The organism is Streptomyces sp. NPDC051018 (assembly GCF_044456085.1).
Taxonomy (GTDB): domain Bacteria; phylum Actinomycetota; class Actinomycetes; order Streptomycetales; family Streptomycetaceae; genus Streptomyces.
Genome location: NZ_JBITFN010000003.1, coordinates 365,960 through 384,437, shown reverse-complemented (window position 1 = coordinate 384,437; position 18,478 = coordinate 365,960). Strand labels below are relative to the sequence as shown.

General features: G+C 72.1%; 17 protein-coding genes. 9 read left to right on the top strand and 8 right to left on the bottom strand.

Annotated elements, in window-relative coordinates:
• Positions 1 to 54: 54 nt before the first annotated feature.
• The 5 genes from ACIBCM_RS08070 to ACIBCM_RS08050 all read right to left on the bottom strand — a co-directional run bounded on the left by ACIBCM_RS08070 (position 55) and on the right by ACIBCM_RS08050 (position 6,861).
• The gene (locus ACIBCM_RS08070) at positions 55 to 1,230 is read right to left on the bottom strand and encodes a hypothetical protein (RefSeq protein WP_399241114.1); all 1,176 of its coding nucleotides are present in this window, start codon (positions 1,228 to 1,230) and stop codon (positions 55 to 57) included.
• Between the two features lie 394 nt (positions 1,231 to 1,624).
• A complete protein-coding gene (locus ACIBCM_RS08065) occupies positions 1,625 to 2,884 on the bottom strand; it encodes a VWA-like domain-containing protein (RefSeq protein WP_399241113.1) in 1,260 nt (419 codons plus the stop codon).
• Positions 2,881 to 4,140, bottom strand: a complete 1,260-nt coding sequence (locus tag ACIBCM_RS08060) for an AAA family ATPase (RefSeq protein ID WP_399241112.1) — start codon at positions 4,138 to 4,140, stop codon at positions 2,881 to 2,883. Before ACIBCM_RS08060 ends, ACIBCM_RS08065 begins: the two co-directional genes overlap by 4 nt.
• Positions 4,141 to 4,193: 53 nt before the next feature.
• The gene (locus ACIBCM_RS08055) at positions 4,194 to 5,576 is read right to left on the bottom strand and encodes a hypothetical protein (protein WP_399241111.1); all 1,383 of its coding nucleotides are present in this window, start codon (positions 5,574 to 5,576) and stop codon (positions 4,194 to 4,196) included.
• Between the two features lie 487 nt (positions 5,577 to 6,063).
• Positions 6,064 to 6,861, bottom strand: a complete 798-nt coding sequence (locus ACIBCM_RS08050; RefSeq protein WP_399241110.1) for an SAM-dependent methyltransferase — start codon at positions 6,859 to 6,861, stop codon at positions 6,064 to 6,066.
• A 369-nt stretch (positions 6,862 to 7,230) separates the two neighbouring features.
• Between ACIBCM_RS08050 and ACIBCM_RS08045 the strand changes: the two genes are divergently transcribed.
• From ACIBCM_RS08045 to ACIBCM_RS08025, 5 genes are all read left to right on the top strand, one after another.
• Positions 7,231 to 7,800, top strand: coding sequence for a GNAT family N-acetyltransferase (locus ACIBCM_RS08045; protein WP_399241109.1), 570 nt, complete (start codon positions 7,231 to 7,233; stop codon positions 7,798 to 7,800).
• A gap of 320 nt (positions 7,801 to 8,120) precedes the next feature.
• Positions 8,121 to 9,395, top strand: a complete 1,275-nt coding sequence (locus tag ACIBCM_RS08040; RefSeq protein ID WP_399241108.1) for a nitrous oxide reductase family maturation protein NosD — start codon at positions 8,121 to 8,123, stop codon at positions 9,393 to 9,395.
• 232 nt (positions 9,396 to 9,627) lie between these two features.
• Positions 9,628 to 10,278 carry a class I SAM-dependent methyltransferase gene (locus ACIBCM_RS08035; RefSeq protein ID WP_399241107.1) on the top strand — a complete coding sequence of 217 codons (651 nt, stop codon included), beginning with the start codon at positions 9,628 to 9,630 and terminating at the stop codon, positions 10,276 to 10,278.
• A gap of 272 nt (positions 10,279 to 10,550) precedes the next feature.
• On the top strand, positions 10,551 to 10,979 hold the full coding sequence (locus ACIBCM_RS08030; RefSeq protein WP_399241106.1) for a DoxX family protein: 429 nt from the start codon (positions 10,551 to 10,553) through the stop codon (positions 10,977 to 10,979).
• 259 nt (positions 10,980 to 11,238) lie between these two features.
• The gene (locus ACIBCM_RS08025; protein WP_399241105.1) at positions 11,239 to 12,018 is read left to right on the top strand and encodes a VOC family protein; all 780 of its coding nucleotides are present in this window, start codon (positions 11,239 to 11,241) and stop codon (positions 12,016 to 12,018) included.
• 128 nt (positions 12,019 to 12,146) lie between these two features.
• On the opposite strand, the gene ACIBCM_RS08020 is transcribed toward ACIBCM_RS08025, so the two are convergent.
• Positions 12,147 to 12,722 (bottom strand): YdeI family protein, encoded by a 576-nt coding sequence (locus tag ACIBCM_RS08020; protein ID WP_399241104.1) that lies wholly within the window; start codon positions 12,720 to 12,722, stop codon positions 12,147 to 12,149.
• A 214-nt stretch (positions 12,723 to 12,936) separates the two neighbouring features.
• Here ACIBCM_RS08020 and ACIBCM_RS08015 point away from each other — a divergent pair, with 214 nt between their 5' ends.
• Positions 12,937 to 13,836, top strand: a complete 900-nt coding sequence (locus tag ACIBCM_RS08015) for a hypothetical protein (protein ID WP_399241103.1) — start codon at positions 12,937 to 12,939, stop codon at positions 13,834 to 13,836.
• 298 nt (positions 13,837 to 14,134) lie between these two features.
• Here ACIBCM_RS08015 and ACIBCM_RS08010 read toward each other — a convergent pair whose 3' ends face one another.
• Positions 14,135 to 15,370, bottom strand: coding sequence for an epoxide hydrolase family protein (locus ACIBCM_RS08010; protein ID WP_399241102.1), 1,236 nt, complete (start codon positions 15,368 to 15,370; stop codon positions 14,135 to 14,137).
• Between the two features lie 527 nt (positions 15,371 to 15,897).
• On the opposite strand from ACIBCM_RS08010, the gene ACIBCM_RS08005 reads away from it, so the two are divergent.
• The 3 genes from ACIBCM_RS08005 (at position 15,898) to ACIBCM_RS07995 (ending at position 17,733) form a co-directional block, all read left to right on the top strand.
• A complete protein-coding gene (locus ACIBCM_RS08005) occupies positions 15,898 to 16,041 on the top strand; it encodes a hypothetical protein (RefSeq protein ID WP_399241101.1) in 144 nt (47 codons plus the stop codon).
• A gap of 223 nt (positions 16,042 to 16,264) precedes the next feature.
• Positions 16,265 to 17,083 carry an APH(3'') family aminoglycoside O-phosphotransferase gene (locus ACIBCM_RS08000; RefSeq protein ID WP_399241100.1) on the top strand — a complete coding sequence of 273 codons (819 nt, stop codon included), beginning with the start codon at positions 16,265 to 16,267 and terminating at the stop codon, positions 17,081 to 17,083.
• Between the two features lie 179 nt (positions 17,084 to 17,262).
• Positions 17,263 to 17,733: a hypothetical protein gene (locus ACIBCM_RS07995; protein WP_399241099.1), complete on the top strand. Its 471-nt coding sequence runs from the start codon at positions 17,263 to 17,265 to the stop codon at positions 17,731 to 17,733.
• A 171-nt stretch (positions 17,734 to 17,904) separates the two neighbouring features.
• Here ACIBCM_RS07995 and ACIBCM_RS07990 read toward each other — a convergent pair whose 3' ends face one another.
• Positions 17,905 to 18,333: a cold-shock protein gene (locus ACIBCM_RS07990; RefSeq protein ID WP_399241098.1), complete on the bottom strand. Its 429-nt coding sequence runs from the start codon at positions 18,331 to 18,333 to the stop codon at positions 17,905 to 17,907.
• Between the last annotated feature and the right edge of the window lie 145 nt (positions 18,334 to 18,478).

Here is an 18,478-nt window from a genome sequence, read left to right as displayed (position 1 = left end):
CGTATCGACGGCGGGGTTTCGCCACGGCGTTCCTCCGCCGGTCGGGCGAGTGCGTCACGCCATCGGCTCGGCGGGTCCGGGGAAGGCGAAGCCGTCGAATCCGGTCGCCACGGCCCCGGGGTCCGGGGCGTCGGGTGCGAGGTCCGGCGAGGGCCCGGAGTCGGGGCAGCCGCCGTCGAAGTCGAACGCCGTCGCCCCGAACCCCTCTCCCGCGACGGGCTGTCCCGGTGCCGTCGCACCGCCGGACTCGGACGGCCACTGCGCCGGTGGATCCCCGGCACTGCCCACGGGCGGGGTGGGCGGCTCGGCCGGCGGAGGGGGCAGAACCGCCAGGGTCCCCGCGCCCGGCTCCCCGGCGTCCGCCGCCGTTCCGCCGGGGGTCCCCGCGCTCTCGAAGCCGACTGTCACACCGCCGCCCGGTGGCGGCGCCGGGGCCTGCGCGTTCTCGTCCGAGCCGCCCATGGGATCCGGCGGTACGTCGTCCTGGCCGAAGCACTCATCGGCCACGTTCCCGCCGCCGGAAGCGGAATCCGAGGGCCGGGACCCCTCTCCGTACGGAGATGTCCCCGGATGCTGCGCCGGCTGCGGGTTCATCGGGGCCTTGCCCGGGTCCAGGGGGTGCGGGTGTGCGATCCCCGGAGGGAATCCGCCGTCCGTCACGGGGTGGGAGAGGGTTCCGGAGCCGAAGTGCCCTCCGGGATGCGCGGCTCCCGGTACGTCCTTGCCGGGGTACGCCACTGTCGGCGCGGCGCCTTTCGCGGTCCAGCCCGCCGGATGACCGTCCGCCGAGCCGGGGTGGGTCTCCGACCGGCCCACCGGCCCCGCGTCCCGCTGGTCCGCGGGCGGGGTGGCGCCCTGATGACCGGGGTGCCCGGGCGTCTGCTGTCCCGTGGCCGCGTCGGCCGTGGTCGCACCGGCGTCTCGCGGCGGATGGGCGATGACCGGGGGAGCGGGGTCGCCCGGCCCCGCGGTCGCGTCGGTGTCCCCGGCGGCGCCGGCGTCGCTTCCGCCGGATGACGTACCGGCGTCGGCACCCGGGCCGTCTCCGCCACCCCGCCCGATGATGGTGCGTCCCGAGCCTCCACCGCCCGCGGGTGTGCCGGGTGCGGTCGTGTTTCCGACTGTGGGAGCGGTGTTGGGCCGGGGCGGGACACCGCCCACCGCCCGGCTCTCGTCGAACGCTCCCGTGCCGAACCGCCCCCGGCGCCCCGAGGAGCCGGTACCCCGCATCCACCCGCGGCTCCATCCCCGCCGCCCGCCGCCTCCGCCCATCGCGGCCGCCTTCCCCGTGACGTACGCCTGCACCGTCTCCGTCCCATCCTGGCCAACGGAGCCCGGGTTGTCACCGGGCACGGTGACCGGGGGACCCGTGGGGCGAAGGCACACAGGCCGGCCCCGGTACGGGTGCTCGCAGAGTGCGCGGGGCGTGAGCCGGGTTCTCCGGCCCCTGCCTGGCGGGCACCCTCACCCCGGTCGGCCCTGCACACCGTCGGCATGAGCGCGGTGCCGCGAGCGAGAACGTGGTGAGAGCGACCGCGGTGCCGTGACGGTGCGCCTACGGGTTCCGGCGGCGGCACGGTGGTGGCGGGGTGAGCGGGTGCTGTCGTCCGCCGTCCCCGGGGATTCACCGGTCGGCGGGAGCCGACCCGATGACCACCACACGGGCCCAGTCGGGCGGTGAGTCGGGTACGTAGTCGGCGTCGTCCTCGCGCCAGTCCGGGGCCGACCGATGCCGGGGGAACAGACCCACCACCGTCCGGCACGGCGGTCGGGTGTCCGGCCAGGGCGTCTGCCCGTCCGTCAGGACCACGACGAAATCCGGCCGGGGCCTTACGCGGAGCGCCTTGGCGAAGCCCGTCCGCAGATCCGTACCCCCACCGCCCACCAGCGGTATTCCCTCGGCACGGCACAGCGGGTGCACCAGCCGTGCCGCCGCGTCGCACGTGAGAACCGTGACCAGGTCACGGCGGCCGCCCACGGCACAGGAGATCGCGGCGACCTCGCGGAGCGCGCTGCCCAGTTCGGCGTCGCTGACCGACCCGGACGTGTCGATGACGACACAGACACGCGGCGGTCTGCGCCGGAGGCTCGGCAGAACGGCCCCGGGCACCCCGGCCGAGCGCCGGGACGGCCGGCCGTACGTGTAGTCCTCCCCGGCACCGGGCCCCGAGGTCGCGGAGCGGACGGCGGCTCCCAGCAACTCCCGCCACGGCTGCGGCGGGTGGAACGCCTCCTCCGCCCACCGCCGCCATCCCCGCGGTGTGTGCCCCGGACGCCCCTTGATGCCCTGCGCGACCCGGAACCGGACCGCGTCCCGTTCCTGAGCACTGAGACCGTGCGCGCCGCCGGGTCCCAGGTCCCACTCCCGTTCCAGCCCGTCGGCGCCGCTGCCGCAGTCGAGCCAGGCCAGGCTCTGTGTCACCGGCCCGAGCCCGAACTGGCGCAGATAGTCTTCCATCAGCTCACCCTCGGTCAGGCCCAGAGAGCCCGGCTCGACGGATCCTCCGGGCCGGACCAGTCCCTCGCCGAACACATCGTCGTTGATCTCGCAGTCCGCGGCGATGTTCATCCGCAGCCGTTCGCCGGGGCCGGTCAGCCCGCGCTCCCGCGCCACCCGGTCACTGCGCCCGTGGTGGTCGCGCAGCAGGTGCGAGACCTCGTGCACCCACACCCCGGCCAGTTCCTCCACCGGTGTGCGGGCCACGAACGCCGGCGAGACATAGCAGCGCCAGTGCCGGTCGACGGCCATCGTCGGTACCCGGCGCGACTCCACGGTGTGCAGGGCGAACAGCGCCGTCGCCAGATAGGGCCTGACCCGCGCGGCATACAGCCGGGCGGCGAACAGCTTGTCGAGGTCCAGTGTCCCCGGTGCGTCCGGTGTCATCGTCCGGCCTTCGCGGCGACCGAGGCCCGGGCCGCCGCGTCGTCGGCCCGGCGGGACAGGGCCACCGCGCCGGCGAGCCGCTCGATCGACGCGGGAACGTCCCAGTCCGCGCGGCGCAGCGCGGCGAGCGTGTTCGCGGGGACGACCACCAGGTCCGGGGCTCCGGTCTCCATCGCCCGGACCAGGAGCGTCCACGCCGCGTCCCAGCGGGATCTCTCCGGGCGCTTGCGGACCGCGGCCACCACACCGTCGAGCACGGCCTGGCGCAGATCCCCCCGCTCGGGCAGTTCGGCACCCGCCGGGTCGGCGAGGAGGACTTCGGGGTCCGGGAGATCCATCCGGTCCAGGCTCGCCAGCAGCTCCAGCCCCGGACCGTCCCCCACCGTGCCTCTGACCAGCAGGGAAAGTACGTCCCGGGACGAGCCGGCCGCGGTCGCGAAGGCGATCAGACACAGGGTCATCTCCCAGCTCCGGGGCGACGGCCAGGGACCTGCTCGACGGCTCTCGTTCCCCGGCAGCCGGTGTACGAGCCCGGGGCGGGCGGTGAGGAGGCCGCAGACCGCACGGCGGGCGAACTCCACGGCCTCCGGCAGCCGCTCCGGGGCGAGCCGCGGCAGTGTTGCCCGGGGCCAGGTCCCGCCGAGACCGCGGACGACGACCTCGTGGTCGTGGGTCCACTGGAGATGCACGAACCGGTTGGCCAGGGGCGCGCTCAGCTCCCAGCCGTCGGCAGCCGAGGACCGGGGATTGGCGGCCGCCACGATCCGTACCCCGGGAGGAAGCCGCAGGGAACCGATCCGACGCTCCAGTACGAGGCGGAGCAGCGCGGCCTGAACGGCGGGTGCCGCGGTGGACAGTTCATCCAGGAACAGCAGCCCCCGGCCGGCCCGGACCAGACGTACCGCCCAGTCCGGCGGAGCCATCGGAACACCTTGTTCCGCGGGATCGTCTCCGATCACGGGCAGCCCGGCGAAGTCGGAGGGCTCGTGCACACTGGCGATCACCGTGGTCAGCGGAAGGTCCAGGGCCTCGGCGAGCTGGGTGAGGGCCGCGGTCTTGCCGATTCCCGGCTCGCCCCACAGGAGTACGGGCAGATCGGCGGACACGGCCAGTGTCAGGGCCTCCAGCTGTGTGTCGGGGCGCGGTTCGGTGGTGGCGTCACGCAGCAGGGCCAGCAGCGCGCCGGCGGTGTCGAGTTGGGAGGCGGGAGCCGGAACGCCGGGGGCGGCCGCGGCGAACGGGGTGGATACGGGCATGTCTGATCACCTTTGGGTTCGTTGAGGGCGGAAGAGGGCCGGGGCCGGCCGGGTCAGCGGAGGAAGGCGTGACGTGGACGCGAGCGAAGATCACGCGGACGGCGCCGAACGGGGCGGCTGCCGCGGGGTGCGGGTCCGGCCAGTCCCGCCCTGAACAGTCCGTAGGCGATCCGTCGTTGTGCGGCCGCCTCCAGTTCGTCCCGCAGAGCGCCGCCGCGCAGCACCGCTCCGGGGCCCAGCAGACCCTCGACGATCGCCAGCGCACCGGCGGTGTCGCCGTGGTGCAGGCGCTCGCGGACACCCGTGAGGCACTCCGGGTGACGATGGGCCCGGTCGATGAACCGCAGACAGGGAAGGGGCGTACCGCCGAGCGCGGCCAGCAGTTCCTCCCGCCGGATCTCGGCCGGGTCGTGGTCCAGCGGCACCAGTACTCCGTCGACCAGTCCGACCCGGTGCCGGGCTCCCCGGCACTCCACGAAACGCGGCTGCCCCGGCGGGCCGGGGATCAGGGGTGAGCCGGCCGGAGTGTGCTCCGGTACCAGCGCCCGGGCGACCAGCGGATGCAGCAGCCCGGCCTCGACCGAACCGGTGCGGATCAGTTCCAGGTCGGGCAGCACCCAGGTCGCCGCGTCGGGCAGAACCGGCAGCATGGAGACAGGGCCGTCGGACACCGCCGTGATCCGCGGGACGGGCGGCCCGGGTCCGTCCCGGTCCCCGGCCAGGTCCAGGGCCAGCCGGTGCCGGGCTCCCAAGCGCACGGTGATGGTACCGGTCGTCCGCCCCTCGGCACGCAGCAGGATCGCCGCCTCGGCCGCCCACCGGTCCACGGCACAGCGCCGCCCCGGTGGATCCGGAACCAGGGGAGGGCCGTCGGGGAGCTCCCGGTCGGCCCCCGACCGTACGCGCAGCTCCTCGGTTCTGCGCGCGTCCCACAGATGCCGGTGCAGGTCGAGACGGAACCGCCGGCTGGGACGCGGATGCGGATGCCGGCGGTCGCCGGCGCTGTCGGGGGATCCGTCCCACAGCGCCAGACTGATCCGCTGGCCCCCGTCGGCCCATGCCGGGGGAGTCCGGGCCACGAGATGAACCGGACCCCCGCCGTCACCCCCCGGGGTCTCGTACCGGGCCAGTGCGAGGGTCAGTCCGGGGCGCAGCAGCCCGTCGGGGGCGATCCTCGGCATGTGCCAGCGCAGCAGATCGGGGGCGAGATGGCGGAGATCGGAACGGACAAGGGCCGCGAGTCCGTGGCCGTGGGCGCGTGCCACGGAACGCAGCTGCAGGTCGACATCGAAACCGGCGGCGGCGCACGCCCCGGCCCAGTCCCCGGCGAGGCGGCGGGCCGTCGCGGTCTCGATCATGGAGGGCGGCACGGCGAACTCACGCACGCGCGGCCAGAAGGAAGTTCGGGTATCCCGATTCGCGGTCCGAGTGAGCATCAGCACTCACCTTGCGCGGACGGGACCCCCCATCTGTGAACAGGAAGAGTCGTCATCGCGGGGGAGCATACAACTCGGTTCCCCGATCTGTCAGGTGTCCCCGGCCGGAACGCCCGTGGGCCACGCCGCCAGTCCGACGCGTACGCTCGCTCTCGGCCCGTGTGTGTGTTTCGGTCCGCACGACGGACCGCACAGGCCCCGGGTACCGGCTTCGGTTGTCGCGAAGAACGCCGGGACGGAGCGAGCGGGCAGCGGACCGCTCCGACCGGCCCGGTACGAGGAGGCAGCGCCCCGGCCGCGTTCGGAGATGGTGCCTCGTCGTACGGCGGGCCGACCCGGCGCACCGGCGGAGGTTGTTGTTCCACGCCGACGGGTCGCGGACACGGCTCGCCCGGGGAACCACAGCGGGCGAGCCGTGACGCCCTGTCGTCGGCCCGGTCGGACGCTTCCGTGGGACCGGGCCTCCACGCCGGGACCACACCCGCCGTCAGCGCTTGCGTGCCACTCCGGCGTACATGTTCGTCGTCGTGTCGGGCAGCCGTTCACCGTCGGCGGGCCGCCAGGCCGTCATGGGGACGACACCGGGCTCGATCGGCTCAAGTCCCTCGAAGAGCCGTTCCACTTCGGCGCGGTCGCGCAGATACATGGGGATGCCCCGCCGGGTGTACTCGGCCGCCAGCTCCTCGGATCCGGTGGCGAGATCGGCGGTGGCGAGGGTGATGGCGAGACAGCTTCCCGGAACCAGTGGTTGCATCAGCGTCTCGACGAGCCCCTGTGCATCCCGGACGAACTGGAGCATGGCGATGACCGTTACGGCGACGGGCTTGTCCAGGTCGAGCGTCCCGCGCAGGAGAGGATCGGCCAGAAGCGTGTCCGGAGCGTTCATGTCCGCTTCGATATAGGTGGTACGGCCCTCGGGCGTGCCGCGCATCAGGGCGTCGGCATGGGCCAGCACGATGGGGTCGTTGTCGACGTACACGATCCGTGCCGCCGGGGCGACTGCCTGCACCACCTGATGCAGATTCGGTTCGGTGGGAATCCCGGTGCCGATGTCGAGGAACTGCCCGATACCGGCTTCCCCGGCCAGCCAGCGGGCCATCCGGCGCATGGTCGCGCGGTTCGCCAGCATGCTGGTCCGCAGCCCGGGCCAGGCCCGCAGCGACGCCTCGGCGGCCTCCCGGTCCACCTCGTAGTGGTCCTTGCCGCCCAGGATGCAGTCGTACACCCGTGCCGAGTGCGCCCGGTTGCCCGGCCATAAGGTCTCTTGTGCGCTCTGCTCGCTCATCCTCCGCCGCCTCCTCGCTCGTCGGTACCGTGCGTCGGTCCGCCCACGCCCCCTGACCGTGCGGAACCCGGGCCACCGCGGGCGGTTCGCCCGGTGCGGGCCGGGGCGCATGGACGGGGCCACCTTCTCAGAGCGGCCCCCGCCCGCGCCATCGCTCCTCCTGGCCACCGCCATCGCTCTCCCCGGCCACCGCCGCGTCCCATGAGCGGATGCGAGAGGCGCCCTGTTCGTGGCGGTGACGCGTCCGGGTCCGCCGGTTGTGGGGGCGTACGGGAGCAGGGGGCGCGCCCGGGGGTGAGCGGCGCCGCCGACCGGACGCCCTCGGCAGCTCGCCGGACGTCCGGCGGGTCGGGGCCACCGGAGCCTGCGATGACGGCTGTCGCCGGGCACGGGCTGCCCGCGGCCGTGGAGAACGGTGTGTACCGCTGGGACCATACGTCCATGCGCAGCGATGTCACACTCCGCCCTCTCGACGACGATCTGCTGCACCAGGTCCTGGATACCGCCGTGTCGGACGCGGACCCCCTGGAAGTGATGCCTCCGGTCGGCGGACCCGGCGGATGGAGTGATGTGCGCCGTGCGGCCTTTCTGAGGTTCCACCGGTCGAGAGCGCTGGCCCCGGTGCCGGTCGAGAGCAGCTACGCCATCATGTCGGGCCCGGCCGCCGTGGGGGTCGCCCGGCTGTTTCCGCTGGACGGCGAGGGGCACACGGCCGAGGCGGGGATGTGGATCGGACGCTCCCATCGCGGCCGTGGCATCGGCCGTGCGGTCTTCGCCCTGCTGCTGGACGCCGCGAGGGACGAGGGGTTCGACGCGCTCGTGGTGTACACATCGCCCGAGAACACCGCGGTTCAGCGGATCCTCACCGAACGCGGCATCACTCCGGCCCCACAGGGCGACACACTCCGGGCATGGGTGGACCTGCACAACACCGAGTAGTGCCGACTGCGCCGGGAGCGCCGCTCGCGTCGTCCGTAACACCCGCTCGCGCTCGCCCGCGTCACCGAACGGTGCCCGCTCGGGTACCGTCGGCCGTTCGGGCAACTCCTCAACCCCAGAAGCATCACCAGCTTCGCGACGAATGACCGATTCAGTCAACCTTGGGCCGTCTTAGGCCATCCTTTTCCGTTTCATTGCCTTCATCATGCTTTCGCTTGACCCTGTGTCGGGGCGGTCGTCCGCCTCGTCGTCACCCTCACGGGTCCGTGTCCGGCCCGTGGGGCTGGTCCCGCAAACGCCATGACAGAAGGAGTCTCGGCATGATCCGTTTTTCCAGGACGCTGTCTTTGGAATGGTTAGCGGTGGTGGGAGCCACCGCGCTCATCGGCGTGCTGACCAGCGCGCCGGCGGCACACGCCGCGCATCTCTCCTGCGGTCAGACCGTCACGACCAGCGTCGTTCTCGACGCTGACCTGCTCAACTGTCCCGGCGACGGCCTGGTCGTCGGCAGCGGCGGCATCACCATCGACCTCAACGGACACACCCTCGACGGAGTCGGCCTGGGTGCCGGAATCCTGAACAACGGATTCGACAACGTCACCGTCACCAATGGCAGTAACGCCGCTGCCGAGGTGCAGGAGTTCGACTACGGGGTGAAACTCAACCCCGGTACGGCGGGCAATATCGTCGAAAAGCTCGTCATCCAGACCAATGAATTCGCCGGCGTCGAACTCGACAACGCCGACAACAACAACCGTGTACGCAACAATGTCATCGACCGGCAGTCCCAGAGAGGCGTCACCGTCCTCGGCGGGTCGAGTGACAACGTGATCCTCGGCAACACGATCAGCAACAACCAGGGCCTCGGCATCTTCGTGGAGAACTCCGCGAACAACCGCCTCGAAAGCAACCAGGTCTCCGGCGGTGGAGACGCCGGCGTGGTCCTGTCGGGCTCCAGTGACAACTCCCTGCTGACCAACACCGTCGGCGGCAGCAGCGACGGCGCGTATGTCCTGGAACTCGCCTCGAACGACAACCTCGTCCAGGGCAACTCGTCCGGCCAGAACTCGGATGCCGCTCTGACCGTCTCCGGTTCCACCGGCAACCGCATCCTGTCGAACACGTTCCAGGGCAGCGGTGACAGCGGAATCGTCCTCCAGTCGTCCGACGGCAGCACGGTCACCGGCAACGACGTCAGCAACAACACCGGCGGCATCGAGTTGAGCTACTCCGACAACAACCTGATCCGGTCCAACATCGCGAACGACACCACCGGGGACGGGATCAGTCTGCAGGACTCGTTCAACAACGACCTGGAACTCAATCAGGCCAACCGCAACGGCTCACAGGGCATCTACGTCGTCGGAATCGCGGCGTCCGGGGCCGGTAACCAACTGGTGGGCAACACCACCAACGCCAACCTGGGCGACGGCATCTTCGTCTCGAAGGCCGTGCACACCATCCAGGGCAACACCGCCCGCAACAACGGCAGCTGGGGCGTCTTCGCCGACCCGGGCAACATCGACGGCGGAGGCAACCTGGCGAGCGGCAACTCCAAGCCCGGCCAGTGCACGGGCGTTGTCTGCACGCCCTGAGATCCGCTGACCACGCCGGTCGGACCAACCCGCCGGTGATATGTACGTGATGTGCCCCTCGCCGACCGAACGGCCGCCCGCCGGCCCAGGCCGGTGAGGGGCACTTCACCACCGTGCCGACGCGCACCACGCCCACCCGTACCGTTCCGCTCCGGCCGCCAGGGCAACGGCATCACCGCGGTGCCACGGGCTGGGGTTCGAGCCCTCCAGACCCGTGTGGCAGGGTGCAGTCATGCCCTTCGATCACAATGACCATTACCACCGGCTGTTGCTGCGCCATGTGCCGCCCCGTCGCGGTACGGCACTGGACGTCGGCTGCGGGACGGGCCGGTTCGCCCGCCGTCTTGCTCGCCTGGGCATGGACGTCGACGCGATCGACCCGTCCGAGGAGGTCATCGCCGAGGCCCGGGCCCGGGCCGGTGACCTCGTCCCCGGACCGGACACCGGCGGCCCCCGGTTCCGGCACGCCGACGTCACCGAGACCGAGCTCCCCGCGGGGCACTACGACTTCATCTCCTGTCTGGCGAGCATCCACCATATGCCGTTCGACACCGTCGCCGGACTCCGCGACGCCCTCGCGCCCGGTGGTGTGCTCGTGATCCTGGGGTGCTACCCGGAGAAGACCGCGCTCGACCTGGTATGGAGTCTGGCCGCCGTCCCGGTCAACGCCGCCGCGAGAGCCGGCGTCGCCGCTTCGGACCGGCTCCGCCCCTCGTCCGCCGCCGTGCCCGCGACCGTACGCGGCCGGGTCAAGGCACCCGTGAAGCAGCCGACGATGCCCCTTGCCCGGATCCGAGGGGAGGCCGCCGTGCTGCTGCCCGGCTGCCGTGTCCGCAGGCTGCTGTTCTGGCGCTATCTGCTCGTCTTCCGCCACAGCGGCTGATCGCCGGCAGCCCGACGGACGGACGGGCACCTGCCCGGGGCCCGTCTGTCCGATGCCACCGAGCGCGAACCGGGGACCTCTCCCGGGGACGTCTCGCGCCGCGGCGAGCCCTGCTCCGATCGGGTGCGAGTGGCCGCCCGGTCGGCCCTCTGTCCCGCCCCGCGACGGGTTACGGATCCGGGCCGGGTGGTCCAGTGGCCCCGGGCCCTCCCGGGCCCCGGGTGCCGACACGGCTCCACTGTGGATGCCCCGAACGCACTCCGGAGGTTGGGATGGAGCCACTCATCGCCCTGGTCGTCGGGTTTCTGGCGGCTCGTGTGGCGGGGCTGGCCGGTGTGGAGGCACTGGACGCCTGGCAGCCCGCACTGCGTGTCGGGCTCGCGGTGATGTTTCTGTTCACCGGCTTCGCCCACTTCCATCCGAGGTTCCGCGTGGACCTCATCGGTATGGTCCCGCCGAGACTGCCCCGGCCGGACCTGCTGGTGACGATCACCGGCGTCCTCGAACTGGCGGGCGCCGTCGGCCTGCTGATCCCGGCCACGGCGCCCTGGGCGGCGGGCGGGCTGATCCTGCTCATGATCGCCGTGTTTCCGGCCAATGTCTCCGCCGCCCGGAGACGGGTGGCCCAGGGGGATCCGCTCGGTCCGCGTTCGGCGCTCCAGGCCGTGTTCATCGTGGCGGCGGCACTCACCATCCTCTGAGGCCCCGTGCCGTCGCCCGATTCCGGGCCACCCGGCCTCCGGGAGACCTGTCGGAGGGGCTCCCGCTCCCGCGCACAGCCGAACGGCGGAGAGGCCGTCGGCCGGTAGGGGGCTCATGGTGTCATGCCGGTGATTCTGCGATTTTGTCATGGTATGAGTGCTATCCGTGATGGGTCGCCGCTGGGAGCAGTCAGGCCCAGGGGGAGGGCGTTCACGCGAACCCGCGCGCACCGGAACTCCGAAAGGCAGACACCTCACGATGCTGAGCACCGACTTCGTCACGGGCTCCCCCAACTGGCTCGACCTCGGCAGCCCCGACACGGCGGCCTCCGCCGAGTTCTACGGCGCCGTCTTCGGCTGGGAACACCGATCCGCCGGGCCCGAGGCCGGCGGCTACGGCTTCTTCCAGAAGGACGGCCGCACGGTCGCCGCGCTCGGACCGCTCACCGAGGAAGGCGCGAACCCGGCCTGGACGGTCTACTTCCGGACTCCCGACGCGGACGCCACCGCCGAGGCCGTCGAGCGGGGCGGCGGGACCGTCCGGGTCGCGCCCCGAGACGTCGAGGACGCGGGGCGGATCTCCTTCCTCACCGACCCCGGCGGCGCCGAGTTCGCCGTATGGCAGCCCGCCGCGGTCAAGGGCCTGGAGAAGGCGTCCGAACACGACGCACTGTGCTGGGTCGAGCTCCACGCCCCGGACCCGGCCGCCGCGCGTACCTTCTACCGTGCCCTGTTCGGCTGGCGTACGCAGGACATGGAGTTGCCCGGCATGACCTACACCGTGCTGTCCACCGCCGACGGTGACCAGCAGGACGCCTCCTTCGGAGGTCTCGCCGAACTCCAGGAAGGCATGGAACCGCTCTGGATCCCCTACTTCGACGCGGCCGACGCCGACGCCGTCGTCACCAGAGTGCGGGAGAACGGCGGATCCGTTCTGATGCCCGCCTCCGACGTACCGGACGTCGGCCGGATCGCCTGGCTGGCCGATCCCTCCGGCGCGCCTTTCGCCATCATCAAGCCGGCACCCCAGTCCGCCTGACGCCCCCACACCCCACAACACCGCACCCGCGCGGGCTCCGGGCCGGTGCCGCCGGTTCACCGACATCGCCGGAGCCTGTGGTGCGCCGTAGCGCTCCGGGCCTGTGGTGACCGGTCCGTGTCTGACCGTCAGCCCTTCTGATCCTTCTTCAGGGTGAGCACGGCTCTGCCGAGCCGCTCCTGGAGGACTTCCGGGGTGAGGGCCTGGAGCAACGGCAGGATCAACGAGTACCGTCCGGTCCTGTCGAGCGCGTCGAACGCCCGCCGGGCCTCGGGGTCCGCGTCGAGCGCCGCCGTGAGTTCGGGGGGCACGGTCGCCTCCTTCTGGGACGCGTACGCCCTGGCCCAGCGCCCGTCCTTCTGCGCCTTGCGCACCTCGGCCAGCCCGGGTTCGCGCATGCGTCCCGCTGCCGTGAGCGCCGCGACCTTGTCGACATTCACCTGCGACCACAGGCTCCGCGGTCTGCGCGGCACATACTTCTGCAGGTAGTACTGCCCGTCCAGGGACTTCCGCTGCCCCGAGATCCAGCCGAAACACAGCCCGATGTCGACGACTTCGTCCTCGGTGACCGACGCGATGCCGGACTTCTTCTTGGCCATCTTTATCCACACACCCTCGTGCCGGGTGTAGTGCTCGGCGAGCCAGTCCTCGAACGTGCGGGCGTCCGGGAAGGCGATGATCTCCACTCCGTCCAGCTGATCCATGCGCTCAGGCTAGCGCTGCGACCGGAAACGTTCACCGGCCCGCGTTGCCCGGCTTCCCCGTTGCCCGGCTCCCCGGGCAGGCGGTCCGGGAGGAACCCCCACCCATGGGTCTGGCGGCCCGGCCAGGTGGCGTCCGCCCCGTGTGCCGGGGCGCGTACCCCGGCCGGCCCCGTGCCGGGTGCCTGCCGGTGCGGGGTGCCGGAAGGTGGGGAGCGTGGATGTCGACGAGGTCGCCGGGGAACTGTACGCGCTGCGCCCCGCCGAGTTCACCTCGGCCCGGGACGCGTACGCCGCCGAGGCACGCAGCGCCGGTGACCGCGCGGCGGCCCGGGGGATCGCGGAACTGCGCCGTCCGACGCTGGCGGCCTGGGCCTCGAACCTCCTCGTATGCGACGACCGTGCCGAGGCCGACCGGTTCCTCCGGCTCGGGCAGGCACTGCGGGAGGCCCATCGCGCCCTGGACGCCGGACAGCTGAGAGAACTGAGCCGTCGCAGACAGTCCGTCATCGCCGCGCTCGCACGGCGGGCCCAGGAACTGGCGGCCCGGGCGGGTCAGCCGGTGGGGGAGAGCGTACGGCACGAGGTCGAGCAGATCCTCCACTCGGTCCTCGCCGACCCGGACGCCGCCGCCCGGTGGGCCACGGGCAGGCTGGTGAAGGCGCCACCCGTTCCGGTCGGCTTCACGGACGTCGGTCCCGAAACGGTACCGGCCCGGCCCGGCGGCCGTCCGGCCCCGGATACGGGGGACCGCCCTCCCGCCGCTCGGAGCGGGAGAACGTCGCCCCGGGTCGGCGAGAAGCGGCGGGCCCGGCTGGAGGCCGCCCGCGAGGAGGCCGCCGAAGCCGCGGCCGAGGCCACCCGCCGCGAAGACGAGCTGCGCCGGGCGGAGGAATCCCGGGAGACCGCCGCCGCGCGGCTGGCCGGCGCCGACGAGCAGGTCACCGCTCTGGAGAAGCAACTGCGGCGGGCACGCGCGGAACGGGACCGCGCACGGACCGAGGCCGGGCGGACGGCGGCGCGCGCCCGCGAGGCCGCCACCGGGGCGCGGTCGGCGCGCCGGGCAGCCGACGCGGCGGCCCGTACGGTGAGCCGGCTGACCGATACGGGCACCTGACCCGGGGCGGCCGTGAGACGCTCCCCCGCCCCGGCACCGTCCCCACGACAGGGGCGTTCCGGCGGTAGCCGCACTCCCCGGGGCGGACACCCACGTCCGTGAACGGGCTCCGGGCGGGAGCTGTGCCCGTCGTCCGGGCGGTCCCCTCGGTGCCGGGGACCGCCCGGACGGAACAGCGGTGCCCGGAGGTCGCGTACCCGCCCCGGGCCCATGACCGTTGTCCCGGCGGCCCGGGCGTCCGGCGACCCGATCGCTCCGGTCGCGCGGCTGTCCGTTCGCGGAATCCGGCCGCGCTGCCTCAGCGCCGGCCGCGGAAGGTGCGACGCAGGTCGTCGACCCAGGCGTCGGGGTTCTCCCAGGGGATGAAGTGGCCGCCGCTCTCGTGGGCGGTGAGGTTGACATGGTTGTACCAGTCGGCGCGGTCGCTGGAGGCCCAGTTCTGTACGCGCTCTTCGGGGGTGCTCACGCCGGGCGGGTTCTCGTAGGAGACGAACGTGATCCCGGTGGGGGTCTCGACGACCGGCCGGCGGTCGTGCGAGGGGGTCCACGGGTACCGGTTGGCGTTGGCGTAGTAGCGCATCGACGTACCGATGGCATTGTTCACCCAGAAGATCATGGCGTGGGTCAGCAGGTCGTCCTTGGAGAAGACGCTCTCCACATCACCCTTGTTGTCGCTCCACTTGTCCCAGCGCTCCAGAAGCCAGGCGAGCACGCCGACCGGAGAGTCGGTGAGTCCGTACGCGAGAGTGCTGGGACCGAGGACGTGCGCGGCCAGATGGACGGCGAAGCGCCGGTCCAGGTCGACGATCCGCCGGCGCGCGGACTCGGGCAGACCCTCGGGGATCGGCTGGCCGCCGCTGAGGTCCCACGCCCGGTCGCCGTTGAAGAAGGTCAGCTTCTGGCCGGAGCCGATGTGGATCGCATGCAGTTCATCGGCGTACTTGTGGCCGAGCTGGCCGCAGACGAGCGCACCGATGTCACATCCGCCGGCGGCGTACTTCTGATGACCGAGGGTTTCGGTCATCAGGGAGTGCCAGACGTCGGCGACCTTCCAGAAGTTCATGTCGGGGTGGTCGGGCAGCGAGGCGGAGAAGCCGAAGCCCGGCAGGGAAGGCACGATGACATCGAAAGCGTCGGCCGGATCGCCTCCGTAGGCGGCAGGGTCGGCGAGCGGGTCGACGACTTTGGACCAGTGCCAGAAAGTCCACGGCCAGCCGTGAGTGAGGATGAGCGGGGTGGGATCGGGACCGGCGCCGGGCCTGCGCATGAAGTGGACGGGAACGCCCCGCACGTTCACGCGGTAGTGCTCGTAGGCGTTGATCGCGGCTTCCGCCTTGCGCCAGTCGTACCGGTCGAGCCAGTACTCGGCAAGTTCCTGGAGGTAGTCGCGTCTGACCCCGTAGAACCCGTCGTGATTGCCCGTGTCGTCGGGCCATCGGGTGAGCCGCAGCCGTGCCCTGAGGTCGTCCAGGACGGAGTCCGGGACATGCAGGGGCTCGGGTTCGAGCGGGAAGCGCTTCGCCGTGGCTGCCATGACGTTCCTTCCGGGGCGGATGAGGTACCCGTGCAGTCGGTCCGCGCCCGGGACTCCCGCACACCCCGGCCGACGGCACGCGCGCCGGGCGTCCGCGGTGGTGTGCCGTGGTTCCCGGGGCGGGCACGGGGATGACCGCCGGGTCACTGGCACCGCCACATTACTCCTTCTGTGAAAGAAGGTCATTTACGGGGCTGTTGGTACGTACTGGCACGATGCGGTGCCCTGGCGCGTCTCCGAACGCCGGTGTGTGCTCACGGAGCGCCCGGGTGGCAGTGCCCCGGGAGCCGTCGCGGCCACCCCAGCGCGGAGAACACCGACTCGGTAGACCTTCCAGGGGGTGCCCGCCGTGCGTCAGCTGCGTCGCCCGGTCGGTGACGCCCATAGCGAGGACAAGCCGTTCGTCCTAGAACTGACATGGCCCGCACATGCTGTTCCGGGGCGGGGGCCGGTTGGGCCAGACTGACGGTGCCGAGGAGAACCGGCGCGACACACGAACTCCGGCTGTACGTCCGAGGGAGACCCCCATGCCCCGTTCCCGACCCCGCCCCTACGCCGAGATCCGTGTCGGCGGGCTTCGCATCACGGCCGAGCGGCTCCCCGTACGGCTCCTCACCGCGCTGGCGGCGGTCGCGTCCGGGCTCGGAACCTGGCTCCTGTCCGGCCGTTGAGCCCGACCCGCTCCGGCGAGCGCCGCGGGGGTGTACGAGCCGGCTCCGTCGTCCCCGTGCCCGGGGCACCCCGGCACCCCGGCACCCCGCCGATCCGCCCGTACACCTGAACGGGGGCCCGGCGGCGTCGGTGAGGTCCGTGGGGACGGGCGAGCGGTCGCGGCGATTCCTCCCCGCGAAAACCGTGTGCCCTATGCAAGATCTTCTGGCTAGGGTGGGCGGTGTGACAGATGCGACCTCCGCCATCCAGAAGGTACTGCGGGCAGGCCGGGACAGCGGCGACTGGGAACCCGTCACATCGGGCGAGTCCGGTGCCCATGTGTTCCGCTCCCGTGACGGGTCGCGCTACGCCAAGTGCGTATCCGCCCCGGAGACGGCCGCACTGGAGGAGGAGCGGGACCGGACCGACTGGCTCCACAGCCGGGGTGTCCCGGGCCCGGAAGTGCTGGACTGGCACGTCACCCCCGATGCCGCCTGCTTGATGACCTCCGCCGTCGGGGGAATACCCGCCGACCGTGTCCCGGCCCCGTCGCTCGACGCGGCCTGGGGGCCGATCGCGGACGCCGTGCGGCGGCTGCACGATCTGCCCGTGCGGGAGTGCCCCTTCACCCGCGATCTCACCCGGATGTTCGCCCTGGCGCGGGATGTCGTGGAGCGGGGCGCGGTCAATCCGGAGTTCCTGCCCGTCGAACAGCAGACCACACCTCCCGTCGAACTGCTCGGGCGTCTCGCCCCGCAGCTCGAACGGCGTCTCGCGCAGGAGGCCGCCGAGGCCGTGGTCTGCCATGGAGACCTCACACTCCCCAACATCGTCCTCGACCCTCAGACCCTGGAGGTGCGCGGTTTCATCGACCTCGGCCGCCTCGGACGGGCCGATCCGTACGCCGATATCGCCCTCCTCTTCGCCACGGCCCGCGAGACCCGCGCCGACGGTCGCCGATCGGACACCGCCGAAGACGACTTCGCCCGCCGGTACAAAATCGCCCCGGACCGCGACCGGGAGCGGTTCTACCTCCATCTCGACCCCCTCACCTGGGGATAGCGCGTCGACACGTCTCACGGATTCCTCCCCGGGGCACGGGGGGTTCCCCGGCGGCACGCCCCGGGGCGAGTCGTTCCGTGGCGCGTTCCCGTAGTGCCCCGCTGTGCCGGAGGCTCCCGACCGCCATACTTGCCGCGGCTTCTGCTCTGCAGCCGATGTGACCGACAAGGAGGCCCGCGGTGAGCACACGTTCAGGGAAGAGGGCGAGGAGCCTGGCGGTGATCGGCGCCTGCGCGGCGCTGATGACCGTACTCGGACCGGCCCCGGCGGCGTACGCCGGGGACTGCACGGGCCCCTTCTGCTCGGCGACGGCCAACGACACCGCACAGCCCGTCCTGACCGCGCGCAACTGGTGCCAGGGCGGTACGACCACCGGAGACACGACGACCACGACGCCCGTCTGCACCTCGGGCGGGTCGGCCCAGGAGCAGCGGTGGATCTCCGGGGGACACAGCACTCCGTCGGGCGAGGACTGGGACACCTTTCGCGTGGACGCGGGCTGGTGCTACACCGTCTACTTCGACGGCTTCCTGTGGGGGACCGACTTCACCAGAACCTACAACCGGGCAGGCGCGTCGGCGGTGTGGGTGAAGGTCGCGAACGACTACACCGCCCATGTCCAGAAGCAGAGCTCCGGCGGGTGCACCTGAGAGCCCGGGCACCGGCGTGACCGCTCCGGCCGCACGGCGGTGCTGTACGGCCGGTCACCGGCGCTCGGCGGTCCCCCGCCGTGTCCGTCCGCACCTGGCTGCGGCGCCCCGTTCCCACCGGTCGGTCCGACGGTGAATCCCGCTCCGTGTGCGGGCCCGGTGTGGGGACGATCAGCCCTCGGTCCATCCGTGGCTCTTGCTGAACTGCAGAAGGCCGGTACGGATCTGAAGGATCTGCTCCCCGGTCAGTGAGGGCGCCGCCGACAGCAGCACCTCGGTCACCTCCTGGACGTACTCGCGCGCGCTGAGGACATCGCACAGGGAGTCGTCGCCGTCAGCCGTCCCGGCCGGGCCCGCGAGGGAAACCGCGGAGGGTGCCAGGGGACCGCCGTCGGCGCCCTCGGGGAGCCGCACGGACGACGCCTTCAGGCCGCGGTCGCCCTCCTCGATCTCGAACTCCACCGCGAGGCCGGTGCGTACGTACTGCTCGGGGAACCGCAGATCGTTCACATGGAGGAAGACATCCTCGCCCTCGTGCTCCGGAGCGATGAATCCATAACCCCGCGCACTGTCGAACCGCACCACACGACCGGCGACCACGCCACCCACCCCCACGAAGAAACCAGACCTCTTGCCCCGCAGGGCACCCTGCGGCCTTACGATAGGCCACGAGACCCGGCGGGGCGAGCGTGCGCCGTCGGAGGCACGCGGACCGGCCACCGGCGCGCTGTCCCGCCCCAAAGTC